This is a genomic window from Xylanibacter oryzae DSM 17970 (genome assembly GCF_000585355.1).
Lineage (GTDB): Bacteria > Bacteroidota > Bacteroidia > Bacteroidales > Bacteroidaceae > Prevotella > Prevotella oryzae.
In genome coordinates this window covers 2,670,365-2,688,095 of the sequence record NZ_KK073873.1, presented here as the reverse complement: position 1 = coordinate 2,688,095, position 17,731 = coordinate 2,670,365, and the positions used below count along the sequence as shown (strand labels likewise).

General features: G+C 38.0%; 17 protein-coding genes. 9 read left to right on the top strand and 8 right to left on the bottom strand.

The window, feature by feature from the left end:
• Positions 1-28: 28 nt before the first annotated feature.
• The 6 genes from purE to XYLOR_RS10890 all read left to right on the top strand — a co-directional run bounded on the left by purE (position 29) and on the right by XYLOR_RS10890 (position 5,599).
• Positions 29-535 (top strand): 5-(carboxyamino)imidazole ribonucleotide mutase, encoded by a 507-nt coding sequence (purE, locus tag XYLOR_RS10915; protein ID WP_036879443.1) that lies wholly within the window; start codon positions 29-31, stop codon positions 533-535.
• Complete coding sequence (locus XYLOR_RS10910) at positions 535-2,394, top strand: 4-hydroxy-3-methylbut-2-en-1-yl diphosphate synthase (protein WP_036879440.1); 1,860 nt, start codon at positions 535-537, stop codon at positions 2,392-2,394. Before purE ends, XYLOR_RS10910 begins: the two co-directional genes overlap by 1 nt.
• A gap of 2 nt (positions 2,395-2,396) precedes the next feature.
• The gene (locus tag XYLOR_RS10905; protein ID WP_036879437.1) at positions 2,397-3,368 is read left to right on the top strand and encodes an aldo/keto reductase; all 972 of its coding nucleotides are present in this window, start codon (positions 2,397-2,399) and stop codon (positions 3,366-3,368) included.
• 68 nt (positions 3,369-3,436) lie between these two features.
• The gene (locus tag XYLOR_RS10900) at positions 3,437-4,237 is read left to right on the top strand and encodes a polysaccharide deacetylase family protein (RefSeq protein ID WP_036879434.1); all 801 of its coding nucleotides are present in this window, start codon (positions 3,437-3,439) and stop codon (positions 4,235-4,237) included.
• Complete coding sequence (locus XYLOR_RS10895) at positions 4,237-5,190, top strand: glycosyltransferase family 2 protein (RefSeq protein ID WP_036879431.1); 954 nt, start codon at positions 4,237-4,239, stop codon at positions 5,188-5,190. Before XYLOR_RS10900 ends, XYLOR_RS10895 begins: the two co-directional genes overlap by 1 nt.
• Positions 5,180-5,599, top strand: a complete 420-nt coding sequence (locus XYLOR_RS10890; RefSeq protein WP_036879429.1) for a GtrA family protein — start codon at positions 5,180-5,182, stop codon at positions 5,597-5,599. Before XYLOR_RS10895 ends, XYLOR_RS10890 begins: the two co-directional genes overlap by 11 nt.
• Here XYLOR_RS10890 and XYLOR_RS10885 read toward each other — a convergent pair.
• The 8 genes from XYLOR_RS10885 to XYLOR_RS10850 all read right to left on the bottom strand — a co-directional run bounded on the left by XYLOR_RS10885 (position 5,575) and on the right by XYLOR_RS10850 (position 15,517).
• Positions 5,575-7,308: an ArnT family glycosyltransferase gene (locus XYLOR_RS10885; RefSeq protein ID WP_036879426.1), complete on the bottom strand. Its 1,734-nt coding sequence runs from the start codon at positions 7,306-7,308 to the stop codon at positions 5,575-5,577. The genes XYLOR_RS10890 and XYLOR_RS10885 overlap by 25 nt on opposite strands.
• Positions 7,309-7,316: 8 nt before the next feature.
• Positions 7,317-8,129: a DUF3108 domain-containing protein gene (locus XYLOR_RS10880; protein WP_036881040.1), complete on the bottom strand. Its 813-nt coding sequence runs from the start codon at positions 8,127-8,129 to the stop codon at positions 7,317-7,319.
• Between the two features lie 33 nt (positions 8,130-8,162).
• A complete protein-coding gene (locus XYLOR_RS10875) occupies positions 8,163-10,103 on the bottom strand; it encodes an Ig-like domain-containing protein (RefSeq protein WP_245602004.1) in 1,941 nt (646 codons plus the stop codon).
• Positions 10,104-10,105: 2 nt separating this feature from the next.
• Positions 10,106-11,632, bottom strand: a complete 1,527-nt coding sequence (locus XYLOR_RS10870) for a GH3 auxin-responsive promoter family protein (protein ID WP_036879421.1) — start codon at positions 11,630-11,632, stop codon at positions 10,106-10,108.
• 110 nt (positions 11,633-11,742) lie between these two features.
• Positions 11,743-12,786: a ribonuclease III gene (rnc, locus tag XYLOR_RS10865; RefSeq protein ID WP_036879418.1), complete on the bottom strand. Its 1,044-nt coding sequence runs from the start codon at positions 12,784-12,786 to the stop codon at positions 11,743-11,745.
• Positions 12,776-14,038 carry a beta-ketoacyl-ACP synthase II gene (gene fabF / locus XYLOR_RS10860; protein ID WP_036879416.1) on the bottom strand — a complete coding sequence of 421 codons (1,263 nt, stop codon included), beginning with the start codon at positions 14,036-14,038 and terminating at the stop codon, positions 12,776-12,778. Before fabF ends, rnc begins: the two co-directional genes overlap by 11 nt.
• 19 nt (positions 14,039-14,057) lie before the next feature.
• The gene (locus XYLOR_RS10855; protein WP_004347843.1) at positions 14,058-14,294 is read right to left on the bottom strand and encodes an acyl carrier protein; all 237 of its coding nucleotides are present in this window, start codon (positions 14,292-14,294) and stop codon (positions 14,058-14,060) included.
• 185 nt (positions 14,295-14,479) lie between these two features.
• The gene (locus XYLOR_RS10850) at positions 14,480-15,517 is read right to left on the bottom strand and encodes a 4-phosphoerythronate dehydrogenase (RefSeq protein WP_036879414.1); all 1,038 of its coding nucleotides are present in this window, start codon (positions 15,515-15,517) and stop codon (positions 14,480-14,482) included.
• Positions 15,518-15,641: 124 nt separating this feature from the next.
• Between XYLOR_RS10850 and XYLOR_RS10845 the strand changes: the two genes are divergently transcribed.
• From XYLOR_RS10845 to rd, 3 genes are read left to right on the top strand one after another with little or no spacing between them, the layout of a single operon-like run.
• Positions 15,642-16,253 (top strand): DUF4254 domain-containing protein, encoded by a 612-nt coding sequence (locus tag XYLOR_RS10845; protein ID WP_036879413.1) that lies wholly within the window; start codon positions 15,642-15,644, stop codon positions 16,251-16,253.
• Between the two features lie 3 nt (positions 16,254-16,256).
• Positions 16,257-17,315 (top strand): glycosyltransferase family 9 protein, encoded by a 1,059-nt coding sequence (locus XYLOR_RS10840; protein ID WP_036879412.1) that lies wholly within the window; start codon positions 16,257-16,259, stop codon positions 17,313-17,315.
• A 34-nt stretch (positions 17,316-17,349) separates the two neighbouring features.
• Positions 17,350-17,514, top strand: a complete 165-nt coding sequence (rd, locus tag XYLOR_RS13680; protein WP_084608601.1) for a rubredoxin — start codon at positions 17,350-17,352, stop codon at positions 17,512-17,514.
• Positions 17,515-17,731: the final 217 nt, after the last annotated feature.

The window sequence follows — 17,731 nt, the reverse complement described above, 5'->3', positions numbered from 1 at the left end:
TGATAATAATTTAAACAATATATAAGATATGAAACCATTAGTAAGCATTATAATGGGCAGTACAAGCGACCTGCCTGTTATGGAGAAAGCATTAAAGTTTTTGGATGAAATGCAGATTCCTTTTGAGGTTAATGCTCTTTCTGCACACCGTACACCGGATGCAGTAGAAGACTTCGCCAAAGGGGCTAAAGAACGTGGCATACAGGTTATCATTGCCGGAGCCGGAATGGCTGCAGCTCTACCTGGGGTAATTGCGGCGTCTACTACATTACCTGTTATCGGTGTGCCTATCAAAGGTATGCTCGACGGACTTGATGCAATGCTTAGTATAATACAAATGCCTCCGGGTATTCCTGTTGCGACAGTAGGTGTAAACGGTGCTCAGAACGCTGCTATCCTGGCTGTTGAAATTATGGCTCTTAGCAATAAGGAGATAGCTAAAAAGATAGCTGCCCACAAGGCCGGACTGGGTGCTAAGATAGAAAAAGCTAATAAAGACCTGGCTGAAATTAAATATCAGTATAAGACTAATTAATGGCAGACTTATTCAATTATCACAGACGGGAATCTTCTGTTGTAAATGTCGGTGATACGCCTCTGGGTGGAGACAACCCTATACGTATTCAGTCGATGACTACAACTTCTACTGACGACACTGAAGGTAGTGTGGCTCAGGCAAAACGTATCATTGACGCCGGTGGTGAATATGTAAGACTCACTACACAGGGTGTACGCGAGGCTGAAAATCTAAAGAACATCAATGCAGCATTGCGCAAGGATGGTTATAATACGCCCCTAGTGGCTGACGTACATTTCAATCCGCATGTGGCTGAGGTAGCTGCGCTTTATGCAGAGAAGGTACGTATCAATCCGGGCAACTATGTTGACCCTGCTCGTACTTTCAAGAAGTTGGAATATACAGACAATGAGTATGCTGCTGAACTGCAGAAGATTGAAGATCAGTTAATCCCGTTTCTGAATATATGCAATAAGAATCATACCGCCGTACGCATTGGCGTAAATCACGGTTCACTTTCTGACCGTATAATGAGCCGTTATGGTGATACTCCCGAAGGTATAGTAGAAAGTTGTATGGAGTTCCTGCGCATATGTAAACGTGAAAATTTTAATGATGTAGTGATATCCATAAAGGCAAGCAACACTGTAGTTATGGTACGTTCTGTACGCCTGTTGGTTGACTGTATGGATAAGGAGGATATGCATTATCCACTACATCTTGGTGTGACAGAAGCCGGTGATGGTGAAGATGGACGTATCAAGAGTGCCGTAGGTATAGGTGCTCTTCTGGCAGACGGTATTGGAGACACTATACGTGTGTCTCTAAGTGAAGAGCCTGAAGAGGAGATTCCTGTAGCACGACATTTGGTTGACTATATTGGTAAGCGTGCGGGACACTTGCTTGTGCCCGGTGATGAATATAAAGGATTTGATTATCTGCACTCGGAACGTCGCAAGACAAATGCGGTAAACAATATCGGCGGTGAGAATGTGCCTGTTGTAATCTCTAATAAGATAGGCAGCAAGGATGATCAATACAAAGCTGATTATATATATGTTGGCGGACAACTGCCTGAAAATATTAATAAGGATCAGAATTATATCGTTGACTTTAATGTATACCAAGAACTTGATAAATTGGGTTCTTTAACATCTAAAGATAACATATTTCCAATATATCCTTATAACGCTACACCATTTATAAGTTACGACAACTCAAAACTGAAGTTCCTCGTACTGCAGTTTGGTGCACCAAGTGATGAATATCTGCCATGTCTGAAACATCATCCAGAAATAGTAGTGGTATGCGTAAGCAATCACCAGAACAGACTAGGAGACCAACGCGCCCTTGTACACGAATTTATGTCTAACGGCATTCAGAACCCCGTAATATTCTGCCAGATGTACAGACACTCACATGAAGAGAAGAGTGACTTCCAACTTGAAGCTGCTGCTGATATGGGCGCCTTGATGTTCGACGGTTTGACTGACGGTATATGGCTGATGAACGACGGCGATCTTTGCATCGAAGATATCAATGCCACAGCATTTGGTATATTGCAGGCTGCACGTCTGCGCACCAGCAAAACGGAATATATCAGTTGTCCCGGATGCGGGCGTACTCTATACGACCTGCAAAAAACCATCGCCCGTATAAAGGAATCTACAAAAGACATGAAAGGGCTGAAGATTGGTATAATGGGATGTATCGTAAACGGCCCCGGAGAGATGGCTGATGCCGACTATGGATATGTAGGTGCCGCACGTGGAAAGATTTCACTATATCGCAAAAAAGTTTGCGTAGAAAAGAATATACCTGAAGAAGAAGCAGTAGAAAAACTGCTGGAACTTATTAACAAAGACAAAAACTCTTAAGAATGGAAAAATACTTTGCTGACGAATTACGCTATGACGGCGGTATGACGTACAACCGATGTGGAAAAAGTGGCATATTGCTACCAAAGGTCAGTCTGGGATTCTGGCACAACTTCGGTGGTGTGGATGATTACGAAAGAAGTCGTAAGATAACACGCTATGCCTTCGATCACGGAATAACGCATTTCGACTTGGCCAACAATTATGGGCCTCCTTACGGTTCCGCAGAAGAAACGATGGGAAGGCTGATGGAAGACGATTTCAGACCATACAGAGATGAATTGTTTATCAGCAGCAAAGCAGGATATGATATGTGGGCCGGACCTTATGGCAATTGGGGATCAAGAAAATATATGATAGCCAGTCTGGACCAGAGTCTGAAAAGGATGCATCTCGACTATGTAGACTTGTTTTATAGTCACAGGTATGACCCGAACACTCCACTAGAAGAAACTTTGCAGGCACTAGTAGATATAGTAAAAGCAGGGAAAGCACTATACATAGGTATATCACGATGGCCGCTTGAAGCACTGAAATTTGCTACTGCGTATCTGCGCGACAGGGATGTACCACTACTGATATATCAAGGAAGGTTAAATCTGCTTGACCGTGCTCCACAAGAAGATGGCATAATAGATTATTGCGCAGAACAGGGCATCGGATTTATCTCATTCTCTCCACTTGCACAGGGATTGCTTACAGACAGATATCTCAACGGTATACCACAAGAAAGTAGAATGTCTAAAGGGAAATTCCTAAAAAAGGATTCTCTTACTCCGGAACTTCTTGGCAACTTGAAACGTCTGGATGGTATAGCCAAATCACGCAACGAGACACTTGCAGAAATGGCTCTTGCGTGGATACTGCATCAGAAAGGTGTGACATCGGTATTGGTAGGTGCAAGCAGCACAGAACAGCTACAGAAGAATCTGAAAAGCATAAATGCTGAACCTTTTACGGATAAAGATGTCTAATTTTATTGCAAATGCATCTAATTTAGAAATAAATTGAGTATTTTTGCAAATAATTAATTATTGCAATAATGATATTATTAAGTTTTGATACTGAAGAATTTGACGTGCCACGTGAGCACGGAGTGGATTTCCCGCTAGACGAAGCTATGAAAGTATCTGTATATGGTACTAACAAAATATTGGACTGCCTGAAAAGGAACAACGTAAAAGCCACTTTTTTCTGTACAGCTAACTTTGCAAAGAATTCACCGGAAACAATGAAACGTATCATGGACGAAGGCCATGAAGTAGCATGTCATGGATGTGACCATTGGGAGCCAAAAGATACAGACGTAAAAGAATCTAAGAAGATAATAGAACAACTAACAGGTATTACTGCAAATGGTTATCGTCAGCCAAGAATGTTCCCTGTATCTGACAAAGATATAGAGGATGAAGGTTTCAAATACAATTCTTCTCTTAATCCGGCTTTCATACCGGGAAGATATATACATCTTACTTGCCCACGAACTTGTTTTATGAGAGGCAACGTGCTTGAGATTCCATCATCAGTGACTCCTTGGATAAGGTTTCCGCTATTCTGGTTGTCTTGCCACAATCTGCCTACAGCATTATATCACTGGATGATAAGGCGTGTATTGAAACATGACGGATATTTTGTTACATACTTCCACCCATGGGAATTTTATGAACTGAAAAAACATCCTGAATTCAAGATGCCTTTCATCATAAAGAACCACAGCGGAAAGGGCATGGAAGACAGACTCGACTCACTTATAAAAATGCTTAAGGGCAAAGGTTATGAATTTATCACATTTTCGGAATTTACAGAAATAAAAACCGCAGAATTAAAAAAAGGATCTAAATAATGATTAAACTAGCTATCGTATCTCCTTGTTATAACGAGGAGGAAGTTCTTGACCAATCAGCAAAGAGACTAACAGCACTTTTTGATGAATTAATAGAGAAAGACAAAATCTCTAAAGACAGTTTCGTACTTTTAGTAAACGATGGCAGTAAGGATTCAACATGGAGCATAATAAGCAGACTCCATAAGGATAATGCTCACTTCAAAGGGCTTAATCTGGCACGCAACGTAGGGCATCAGTCGGCTATTATGGCTGGTATGATGACGGCTAAAGAATGGAGTGATGCTGTTATCACTATCGATGCCGACTTACAGGACGATCTTAGTGCCATCGAGAAGATGATAGACGATTATGCAAATGGATATGATATCATATACGGTGTAAAGGTTTCGCGTAAGGCTGATCCTGTGCTCAAACGCATGTCTGCTGTTGCATTTTATAAATTGCAGAGCAAGATGGGAGTGGAGAGTGTGTACAACCATGCTGATTTCAGGTTCATGAGCAAGAGAGTGCTTGATACTCTTGCAAAATACCAAGAGAAGAATCTCTATCTAAGGGGACTTATCCCTATGCTAGGATTCCCATCAACGACTGTGGACGATATAATATCAGAGCGTACGGCTGGATCGTCAAAATATACTCTTAAAAAAATGATGAGCCTGGCTCTTGACGGCATTACGTCATTCTCTGTTAAACCTATCTATGGGATCATGTATCTTGGTATCATATTCATATTTATAAGTATTCTTATCGGTTTCTACGTATTATATGCCCTGTGGTCTCACACGGCCGTTCATGGATGGGCATCATTGATGCTTTCTATATGGTTTGTAGGAGGCATTACTTTGATCTCTGTTGGCGTTGTAGGACTATATGTTGGTAAGATATATAAAGAAGTGAAAGGACGCCCTCTGTACAATATTAAAGACGTGCTGGACAAGAATGATAAATAAGTTGAAGGCAATAATAGCCAGTCATCCTGAATGGCAAGCAAAATTCTGGCAGTTTTTCCGTTTCGGCATCGTGGGAACTATATGTTCAGGTATACACTATGGGGTATACTGTCTGGTACTCATGGTAGCCAATTACAATATAGCATATACAGCCGGATATGGTGTAGGTCTGATATGTAATTACGGACTTACCACATTCTTTACATTTAAAGCTAAACCTTCATCCAAGAATGTTGTAGGGTTTGGATTCAGCCATCTTATCAATTACATATTAGAGATGGGCTTGCTAAACCTATTTTTATTGTTAGGGTTCAGCAAGTTGTTATCTCCTATTTTGGTTATGATAATTGTAGTACCAATAAACTTTTTGATACTACACTTTGTTTATACTTTTTCGCGTAAAAAATGATAGAGGAATAGTGTCTGGCCATTAGCCTTATTTAATAATTGATGGCGTAATTCGAAATGGTATCCCTTCTTTACATATTGACCAAGATCGTTTCTTGCATCATCATCGCTTATAATAAGGAAACCGGAAGATGGTTGCTCATGATAAAAACTTCCTATTCTGTTACCAAGATAGAAATTTAACTCGAAGAAATGTACAGGGTCACCTTTAGCCGTTACCCCGCCTTCTATATATTCATATAGTTTGCCTTGACTCTGTGGAGCCAACTTATCTATTTGTAAGGCTATTGGTTTAGAAGATTTAGCATTGAGTATACCTGGTTTATAAGATACATTTACAGCAAGGAATACGGTTATTACCATTGCCAACATTCCATATATATGTCCATCACCGATCTTATGATTACCAATATATTTCCACCAATAGACGCACAAGGCAGTTGGTATGAGTGCACATGTCCAGGCCAATAAACCACTTACATTCTCAATAGCATGTAGTATTGCTATGTTTTGGATAGCATGGCGACCATGAAATATAGTATCTGGTATTAATCCACACTTGACAACAATAAACGTCGCAAAAAGCATGATACCGATTATTGATATGATGCCACCGTAGACTATGATTATCTTTGAGCGCTTTGCTGTAAGCCACATTATATATCTGGCAAGGAAATAAGCCATAAACGGATACATCGGCATCAGATACACACTACGCTTGCTCTGAGGTATGCAATAGAATACAAAGATAATGACTATTGCAGCGAAAGAAAACAAATCAAGTGGTTCCATATTCTTGATCCAAGCAACAAAACGATGCCACAAGATAGATGTACCTCCACTAAATTTGTGGTATGACAATCCAAATAATGAAATTATTACCAATAATGTCCATGGCAGATAACCTACAATAAGAGTAAGGATATTGTAGGGCCACGGGTTGACACACGAATCGTAACTCATCGTATTCGTCATTCTACCGATATTCTCTTCGTACATTAGATCCAAAAAGGCCTGACCTCCCTGATGGTATGCAGCTACATACCACATTGCAGGCAGTACAAGAGACATTATACCAAACAATAGAAGTAAGAAAAATGCCTTATAGAACTTAACTCCCCTTATAAGCAGAAATATACCTGTAACAAGGCATGGTATTATAGCTCCAACAGGTCCCTTGGTAAGCGTACCTAGACTCATAAGTATTATGGCAAGCCAAGGTATTCCACGCAGATTCCTTTCATACCATTCGTAAAAACAATATAATGCACATACTGTAAGCATGGTAAGTACCATGTCTACCCTACAGTTGCAACTGGCCCTGGCTAACTCAAGGCATCCTAACATAAGTAATGCAGATATAAAAGCAACCTTCTGCCCCTTACGCTTAAGATAGAACGCAAAGGTAACCATTACGAGTATAATAAATGCAACTGCAGAAGGGACACGTGAGGTCATCTCTGTTACCTTACCATTTATAGCAGATACACCTGCTACACACCAATGAAAGAAAGGTGGCTTGTATGCCATCTCACCACCGTTATTGCGTGGAAGAATCCAGTTACCTGTTTCGAGCATCGTATAAGATACTATAGACTCTCTCGGTTCACCTTTTGTATTATAGTCATATAACCCTAAAAAAGGGATTATTGTTAAAATACATATCAGCAACAACAACCAGAATGTCTTATTACTTGTCAGAGATTTCATATATTTTATTAATTTACTCTTGATGATATAGGGTTCTTTACCCCTTTAAAATTTGTAAGGAAAGCTTTGGCGCTACCAAAACGAAGGAACATATCCAAGCGTACCGGTATATGATTTTCATCATCGGTAATAAAGAAGCGTACTATCTCCTTCATCTTATTATCGTCTTTCTCTATATATGATAAAGTGAGACAACGGTATTTTACCCCGTTATCTGCCTTTATAACTGTTTTGCCACGATATTTCAGTATAGCCGGAGTAACATTATTACCATCAGCCAAAGGTATGTTTACCGAGTGACCTATCTGCCAGCTTGCAGGATTGTAACTACGAGCGCATAGGAATATGTTCATCATATCGTAGATGCAGTTTTTATATTGTGAATTTTTCCACTCATTTTTTCCATCATTGTTAAGACGGTGCTGACGAAGGTAGCTATTGCCATTAAGATAAGAATACCATATTTCATCTACTGTGTATCTCTTACCTTCGCGTGCTCCTTTGCGATAATACAAAGGCACCATATCTTCACGAGAATAACAGAGTAATGTGTCTCGTAGCACAAAGTAATCATCTACCCTATGATTACCTCTTGTTATAAGACTTGCGCGGTAAGCAGGCTGACCTTTATAACGGCTCAGGACAGTACTCATAGAAGCCGTACCAGCCTTTACCCATATAAACTTCCAATTATAATAAAGGTTATATGTAAGGAACTCACCGGATTTGAATGCCTGATTTTCTACAGGACATTGGGCAGATACTGATATAGAAGATATCAGAATGGTACAAGATAACATAAGTGACTTAATATTTTTCATCATTTTATCTTATTATGAGTTTATACACTGTCATTATTTCTCTACGGATATTAATCCCATACTTTTGGCACGTTCTGCATTGCGCTGTCTAAGTTTTTTCTCCTTATCAGGTTTTTGCTTGGTAATCTCAATTGGCTTCTGGCGTGACAGATCCACAGCTTTTACATTCCATGATTCGTTGACATCCCATTTAGCTTTACATGTTATAGCGGCAGGATAATAATAGACATTTTCTGGCTGAAGGCCTGAAGAATATAATCCGGTATCCCATTTGCCATTGTTGTTATTGTCTTCAAAAGCTCGCAGATAATACTTATCTGGTTTTAAATAATAGAATTCGGCACGGCCGTTTTTAGCTTTTACCTCTTTTATTACCCCGTCTGAAGAATTAAGCAGTTGCACTATCAAATTATTACTTTGTGTTCCTTGTATGTCGACGAAAAGTGAACTATATGTATCTAACGGATTAATCTTGATACCTTGTTTCAATGGATCGGAAACTTTCCCATATATATCCGTAAACACAGCACTGTCTATCTCCAGACTATATTCCACACTGGGTTTCCACTCTCCCAATATAGCATAAGTACGAGGTATTGAATCCAACTTCTGGAATTTGAACGGGGCCCTATACCATAAAGTGTCATGCTTTGAATAAAGATGTATACCGGCTGTATCCACTTTTACTAGTGGAGTAGGCATTTTTATTATTACATTCTTATCAGGATCCATCTCACCCAAATGACCATAATCCGGTTTTAAGGATTCGGGTCTCATTACCGTCTCGTAATGTTCACCGCGTTTCTTTGCCTTCTCTTGTTTCTTTTCCCATTCCTCGTGATCTTTGGCAAGTTTCTTCAATCTTTTGGCATATGTGTCCTTTGAGAGCACTTCCAGGGTATCTGTTTTATCGTGCAGCGTCCCGGTACTGTCTGAAGCCATATACTGCAGTTGCATCCTCAGTGTATCCTGATTGCATAAGGCAGTATCACGTAACCAATATGTAATGGTATCTTTCTTTTCTGTAGGTTCAATAATGAAAGCATTCTTTTCATTAAAATTGAGTCCATGTATAATAGGCAATTTATTGCTTCCATAACTGAAAAACAATGTAAATTTATCTGCCGTTGTTCTTTCCGACTTCAACAGATATCTATCTGTCTGGACTTCTTTAAATGCCTTTAATACTATATTGTCGGGGTAATAATGAATATAAGGTACCGACTTTATTGAATCAATATGCAAAGAGTCTTTCCATAACGTATCAGGACGTGCGTCAAGTTTACAAGAAGGAGTGATAAGGTCTTTATTGAAAGCTATCATCTCACTCTTCTGATTGAACATATAGTTGCCATCGGCATCCTGAAGGGCATATATGCGATAAGTGCCTGGAGCTATTCCTTTTACGATAAAGTGACCACGACTATCCGTTCTTGATACACGCAACAGCGGTGTCTTAACAAATGCCGTGTCAGAAAGATTCTTATAAAGACCAACCAAAATACCCTTTATAGGTTCAAGATTCTCTGCATTTAGAACATATCCTGATGCTTCCAGAGTGTCTATCTTTTCTCCTGTAGAAAAGCTATAGGTAAAATTACCTAAAGGATTCCCCTCATTATTATCTGATATAGCGTCAGAGAAATCCACTGTATATGTTGTATTCTTCTTAAGTGAATCTTTCAATTCTACCATTATTCTCTTTCCCTCGCCTTTGATTTCGGGAACTTCCATTTGTGGTGGTGACACGACAACCTTCTCGGTTGGGTTATCTAATTGTATGAACTCATTAAAGTATATATATATTTTATGTGAATTGACATTCACAGCCTTGTCTTTTGGTGAAGATCCAACTATCTGGGGAGGTGTTTCATCATACCATCCTCCATCAGGCTGTCCCATTCTTGCACATGATATTATGCAGAGAAGACTCATCGACATAAATATATATTTCAGATGCGTTCTTTTTATCATTGTTAATTGCTGTTTTCAGTGTCAGAATTCATTTCAAGCATTTGGTCTATGATATCACGGCTATTGCTCAAACGTGGAATCTTATGCTGCCCTCCAAGTTTATTTTTTGACTTAAGCCAGTCGTTAAACAGTCCTTTACGTGCTTTTACCAGTTCCAGATGCTGCAGTGTAATATCTTTAAAGCGCTTAGCTTCATAATCAGAATTTATCTCTTGTAGTTTTTTGTCAAGTATCTCAGCAAATTCAGTAATATCTGCAGGATCTTTTGCAAATTCTATCAGCCACTGGTGGCGACATCTTGCCTTATCATCCATAAACACAGGCGCGGCAGTATATTCAGACACTTCTGCTCCTGTCCTTAGGCATGCATATGCTAGACTCTTCTCGGCATTATCAACGATAAGTTCTTCTCCGAAAGCATTAATAAAATGCTTAGTACGACCGGTAATAACAAATTTATAAGGATTTTTTGATGTGAAACTGACAGTATCACCTATCATATATCGCCACAATCCACATGATGTAGATATCAACATTGCATAGTTTACTCCTAATTCTACTCCCAATAAAGGTACAACAGTAGGATTCTCTGTGCCATATTCATCCATAGAAATGAACTCATAGAAGACATCATAATCGAGCATCAACAACATAGAAAGATCGTTAGGATCATCCTGCAAACCGAAGAAACCCTCGCTAGCATTATATGTCTCCATATACTTCATTTGAGATGAAGTAATTAGTTGTTCATACTGCTTACGATATGGAGTAAATGCAACACCTCCGTGGAAGAATACTTCCAGATTAGGCCATACTTCATCTATATGCTCTTTGCCTGTTACCTCAAGTACTCTACTTAATACCGAAAGCATCCATGATGGCACTCCACTGATATTTGTTACATTCTTATTGCAAGTCTCGTGAGCAATACGGTCACGTTTAACTTCAAAGTCGGAAAGCAAAGCTGTAGATTTCTTTGGCACCCTTAACAAATTGGCAAAAGGGTTAATATTCTCTATAAGTATGGCACTTAAATCTCCAACAAGACTGTTTGGAAGATTATAGTTGGGTGTATGACTTCCACCTAAAATAAGACTTTTACCATCAAACAAACGACTGTTTGGATTGTTACGCAGATACACTGCCACGACATCCTCACCACCTTTATAATGAATGTTTTGCAAGCCATCTGCACTTACAGGAATAAATTTACTTTTATCATTAGTCGTACCAGAAGACTTGGCATACCATTTCACTGTTCCAGGCCAAAGTACATCACTTTCGCCATGGCGCATACGATCAATATCATCCTTTAATTCCTCATATGTATTTACGGGCACGTTTTTTACAAAACTCTCGTAATTATTGATATTCCAAAATAGATGATTCCTTCCATATTCAGTATCTTGAGCACGACTTATAATAGATTTAAGCACTTGCATCTGCATTGCCCCACCTTCGTTTATATGTCGTTCAAGCTGTTTCTGTCTTGAAAGAAACAGTTTACTTGCAATTTTTGTTAAAGTCATAACAACATACTTAATTCTGCAAAGATAGTGTATATTAGCTCTTTTCTCCGCAATTAACTCGCAAAGTTACTTTAAACTTTCGTAAAAGAGTAATTTTTTACCTTTTTTTATCACAAATCGGAGAAAGCGGCTGATTCAGCAGCTGCAATAATATCTTCTTTGTTTTTTTCTTTTGGAACAGCTGTAATATCTGACAAATCAAATTCTTCACTGTTATCAGATATGGATTTATTTTCTGCTTCTACAAGAGATGTATCTGCAATTACATCTACATCTTCTAGTTCTTGGCATTCATCAATTATTTTTTCCTCAACAGGAATAATAAAATCATTTTTATCTTCTGTATCAGGAACATTAAGTACCGGTTCTTCTTCTTGCTGAGTACGTAATGTCTTTGCTGCAAATACAGCATCAATAAATTGAGGTTCCTTACGAAGACGCTCAAGAGTAAGTTTGGCAGCTAGTTGCTGGCTTTCTTTTTTGGAAAAACCTGTTCCCTCGCAACCTTCTAGGCCTTCAATCATAATCTTATGATTGAATACCGGACTACCATTTTCATCTTTTGACTCATCTAACATTGTGAAATCAACATTAACACGGTTTTTTTGACTCCACTCTATAAGTTTACTTTTAAAGTTTACTTCCTTGTAAGCTACCTTGTCAATGTTTATGAGTTGTGAAAGAATTTTTTTTTGCATGAAACGCATACATGCATTATAGCCTTGATCAAGATATATTGCTCCAACTAATGCCTCGAAAGCATTTCCTCCCATATAACTGTTATGAGAGGAACTGTGTCCTGAAGACATAATAAGTTGTGTTACACCCATCTCCTTGGCTAACTTGTTTAATGTATCACGCTGTACTATCTTACTGCGAGTATTAGTAAGAAATCCTTCACGTTTACCCTCAAAATGTCTATATACAATATCACCAACTATAGCATCTAGTATAGCATCACCAAGAAACTCAAGACGTTCATTATTTACCGGCTTACCTTTAGCATTCCTTTTAGCAATACTCTTGTGCATTAAGGCAAGCTTATATAATTCTATATTATGGGGATAAAATCCTATGATAGAATATAAAGATGAATAAAGCTCCTTATCCTTGTGGAAAGGGAGCTTTATTCTATCAATAATGTTATTTAGCATATTTCTTAAAAATAACACATGCATTATGACCACCGAAACCGAATGTATTGCTTAGAGCTACACGTACTGTGCGCTTTTGAGCCTTGTTGAATGTAAAATTAAGATTATAATCTATTTCTTCATCCTTATCGTTTTCATCATGATTGATTGTAGGCGGTATAATGTCGTTCTTTACAGCTAGAATACAAGCCATAGCTTCTACAGCACCTGCTGCTCCCAGTAAGTGACCAGTCATTGACTTTGTAGAGCTGATGTTTAGCTTATATGCTGCATCACCGAATACATCTTTAATTGCTTTAACTTCTGAGATATCACCAACATGAGTTGATGTGCCATGTACATTGATATAATCAATATCTTCAGGCTTCATCCCTGCGTCGTCAAGAGCTGCCTCCATTACGAGTTTTGCTCCAAGTCCTTCAGGATGAGATGCTGTGATATGATATGCGTCAGCACTTTCGCCTTCGCCTACCATCTCTGCATAAATCTTAGCGCCACGAGCTTTAGCATGTTCGAGTTCTTCCAGGATAATACATCCTGCACCTTCGCCCATTATAAATCCGTCACGGCTTGCACTGAACGGACGTGATGCGTGCTGTGGATCATCATTGCGTGTTGAAAGTGCATGTAGAGCATTAAATCCACCTACTCCACAACCACATATAGCTGCTTCAGCTCCACCACTGACAATAATATTTGCTTTACCCAAACGAATCAGGTTGAAAGCATCTGCCAATGCATTGGTTGAAGAAGCACATGCTGATGTTGTAGTATAGTTAGGGCCATGGAATCCGAAATGGATTGAAATCTGACCTGCTGCTATATCAGCAATCATCTTTGGAATAAAGAATGGATTAAACTTAGGTCCATCAGCTTCGTGTACGCCGTAGTATTTAACTTCTTCTTCGAAAGTACGAATACCTCCAATACCTACACCGTATATTACACCGATTCTGTTTTTATCCTCTGTTTCCAGATCAATACCACAATCTTTTACACCCTGCATAGCTGATATCATAGCCAACTGGGTGTAACGATCCATCTTACGAGCTTCCTTACGATCAATGTAATCAGTTACATTGAGGTTTTTTACCTCGCAAGCAAATTGTGTTTTGAAATTGGTTGTATCAAATTGTGTAATAGGTGCTGCACCACTTACTCCTGAAATAAGATTCTCCCAAGTTTCCTCAGAATTATTTCCTAAAGGAGTAACAGCTCCAATACCTGTTACAACTACTCTTTTTAATTCCATATTAATGTTAGAGGAATAATTATTTGGCGTTCTCCTCGATATAACTGATAGCATCGCCAACAGTTGCTATCTTTTCAGCTTTATCGTCTGGGATTGAGATACCGAATTCTTTTTCAAACTCCATAATAAGTTCTACAGTATCCAAAGAATCTGCGCCTAGATCATTTGTAAAACTTGCTTCTGGTTTAACTTCTGCTTCATCTACACCTAGTTTATCAACGATAATTGCTTTTACTTTTGATTCAATTTCTGACATAATTGTAATGTTTAAATTGTTAATAATTACTTTCTAATTTAAATTTCGGCCGCAAAGTAACGAATTTTTCTTCAAGTACGCAAATTATTTAAGCAAAAAAGAGCTATCACATGCACAAAGCACCCCTATCTGTGCATAAAACCAGCTGTTTTTTACACTTAACTTACAAAAACATGACAATATTGCTATCGCCTGTTAATGTTTTCATATTCACGTCTTAATGGATAATTATCTCTCAATTTTTCAAAGCATTCAGGATTATGTTTCAATTTTATGCTATCAATAAGAGGATTATAAAGGCCTAAGGATATATCGTCTTTATCTCCTATCAGTTTGTAATTCTTTGGCAATTGGGGAGGTACTATATGAAAGGTGTTCTTTATATTGAAATACTCGCATAAAGCATCTATAACCATATTATTAGCATTTACTTTCCCATCTGCAGAATATCCTGCTATATGTGGTGTACCTATATAGACTTTGTCAAGTAGCATGCGATTTATACTTGGTTCATTCTCCCAAGTATCTATTATGGCATCTCTAATCAGTCCGTTTTCTAATGCATATAGTAGTTCGTGGTTGTCTACCACTTTCCCTCGGCTGGTATTTATTATAAATGGTTGCCTACATAACTTCTTAAAGAAATCATGATCAGCTATATGTTCCGTTTTGTATTTACCATTGTTTATTAATGGTACATGAAATGTAATAACATCGCTTACTTTTGCAATCTCGTCCAGACTTGAGAAATCAAATTCAGAACCCTCGTCCTGCAATGGCAAATCATTAATTATTACATTGAATCCCATGCTTTCAGCTACAGCTTTTACTTTCTTACCTACATGGCCGTATCCCACTATAGCAAGTGTAGAATGTTCGGGCACAAGACCCTTATATCTATTTAGCAGAATTAGTACAGAACGTATATATTGAGCCACCGAACCTGAATTGCAGCCGGGACAGTTTATCCATTTTATACCAGCCTCCTTAAGATATTCTGTATCAAGGTGATCATATCCTATTGTGGCAGTAGCAATGAATTTTACATTACTGCCTTCAAGAAGATTTTTGTTACAACGCGTACGAGTACGCACAATCATTGCATCCGCTCCTTTCACATCAGCAGCAGATATATCCGAACCTTTAATATAAGCTACATCATCTGTAATCCTGCTTATAACATCACGAATATATGGTATCTTATCATCTACAACTATCCTCATACTAAACGCAAAGATACTATAAAGGCATGTAATTACAAAGGAAAAACCAATATTTTATTAATTTTAATTGGCTAATTAAAAATTAATGTTTAGCTTTGCATATTAAATCAATACAAATTACATAATGATATTTACAGAACTTTGCAACAGTATATTTAATAAAGCTATTACGTCTTATCATATTAAAGACAATATTGAGACTCCTATCTTAAATCCATATAAAGAGAACACCATAGAAAATACTCTTTATAAAAAATGTTGGATTGATACCGTACAATGGCATTTTGAAGATATTATACGTGACCCTGAAATAAATCCTTCAGAAGCCCTAACACTTAAAAGACGAATTGACAAAAGCAATCAGGATCGTACAGACCTAGTTGAAGATATAGATACATATTTCCGTCAGCAATACATTGATGTTAAAGTTTTGGCTGATGCCACTATAAATACAGAGAGTCCAGCATGGGCTATCGACCGCCTTTCCATTCTTGCCCTGAAGATTTATCATATGAAAGAGCAGGCGGAACGCAAAGATGCTTCTGTCGAACATATAGATAAATGCAAGGCAAAACTGAATGTATTGCTTGAACAGCAGAAAGACCTTTCTACAGCTATAAATCAGCTGTTGGACGATATATCTGCCGGTCGTAAATACATGAAAGTATACAAACAGATGAAAATGTATAACGACCCGGCAACGAATCCTGTATTATATGGCAGCAACAAAAATTAAGTTATGAAATCAGACCACATATTGATAATCCGCTTCTCTGCATTAGGAGATGTAGCGATGACCTTACCTGTGGTTTATTCTTTAGCTAAACAATATCCACATCTCAGGATTACAGTCTTAAGTCGTCCGTTTGCTCGTCCGTTTTATGAAAACCTGGCTCCTAATATAGGTCTCATGGAAGCAGACATAAAGGATGAATACCATGGAGTAAAAGGACTTAATGCCCTTTATCGTAGGTTGACGGCGAAAAACTTTACAGCTGTTGCTGATCTTCATGATGTGTTACGCTCCGAATATCTCAGATTACGGTTTAATTTTGACCGCTATCATGTAGCTCATATAAACAAACACCGCAACGGAAAAAGAAAACTAATAAGTTGGGACAATAAAGAGCTGGTAAAACAGCCAACATCGTTTCAGAATTATGCAGATGTATTCGAAAAGTTAGGATATCCCGTAAAATTGGGCGAATTCAAATCTATATTTCCTGATGAAGGTGGTGATCTTAGTGTTCTCCCATCATTTATAGGTTCAAAACTAGAAGGTGAAAAATGGATAGGCATTGCTCCTTTTGCAGCTCACAAAGGCAAGATATATCCTGTCATGCTGATGGAGCAAGTAATAAACAAGCTTATTTCCAGTCATAATAACTTACGAATATTCTTGTTTGGAAGAGGAAACAAGGAATCTGAGATATTTTCAACATGGTGCAAAAAATATGAACAATGTATGTTTGTAAGTGATAGCGTAGAACAAATATATGACGAACTTATTCTGATGAGTCATCTTAATGTAATGATATCTATGGACAGCGCCAACATGCATCTCGCATCTCTTGTAAACGTGCCTGTTGTAAGTATTTGGGGTTCTACACATCCATATTCTGGATTTATGGGATGGAACCAAAGCGAAAGCAATGCTGTGCAGATAGACCTGCCTTGCAGACCTTGTTCTATATATGGCAACAAACCATGCATGAGAGGCGATTATGCTTGCCTTAAGAATATACCTCCAGATCAAATAACAGAAAGAGTAAATATAGTATTGGCAAAAAACAAATAATTTTATTCATTAATTTAAAGAAGGAGATACAATTATGAAAAAGTACATTTGCGAAACTTGTGGTTATGTTTATGACCCAGCAGAAGGTGATCCAGACAACGGTATAGCAGTTGGAACTGCTTTTGAAGACATTCCTGAAGATTGGGTATGCCCTATCTGCGGAGTTGGAAAAGACGACTTCACACTAGTTGAAGACTAAAAGATAATAAAAGGAATACTTATTAAAAGTATTCCTTTTTTATGCTGAAATAAAATGATTAGGATAATGATGCAAATTAGCTATACATGCTCATAATTGTTCATTTCATGCATAATCAAAACAAGAAAAACTATTATCACGTTAACATAAAATAAAATAGATTAATTAAAAGTTATTGTTTTTTTTATTGTAGCTATTTTATATAATTTTGTTACCC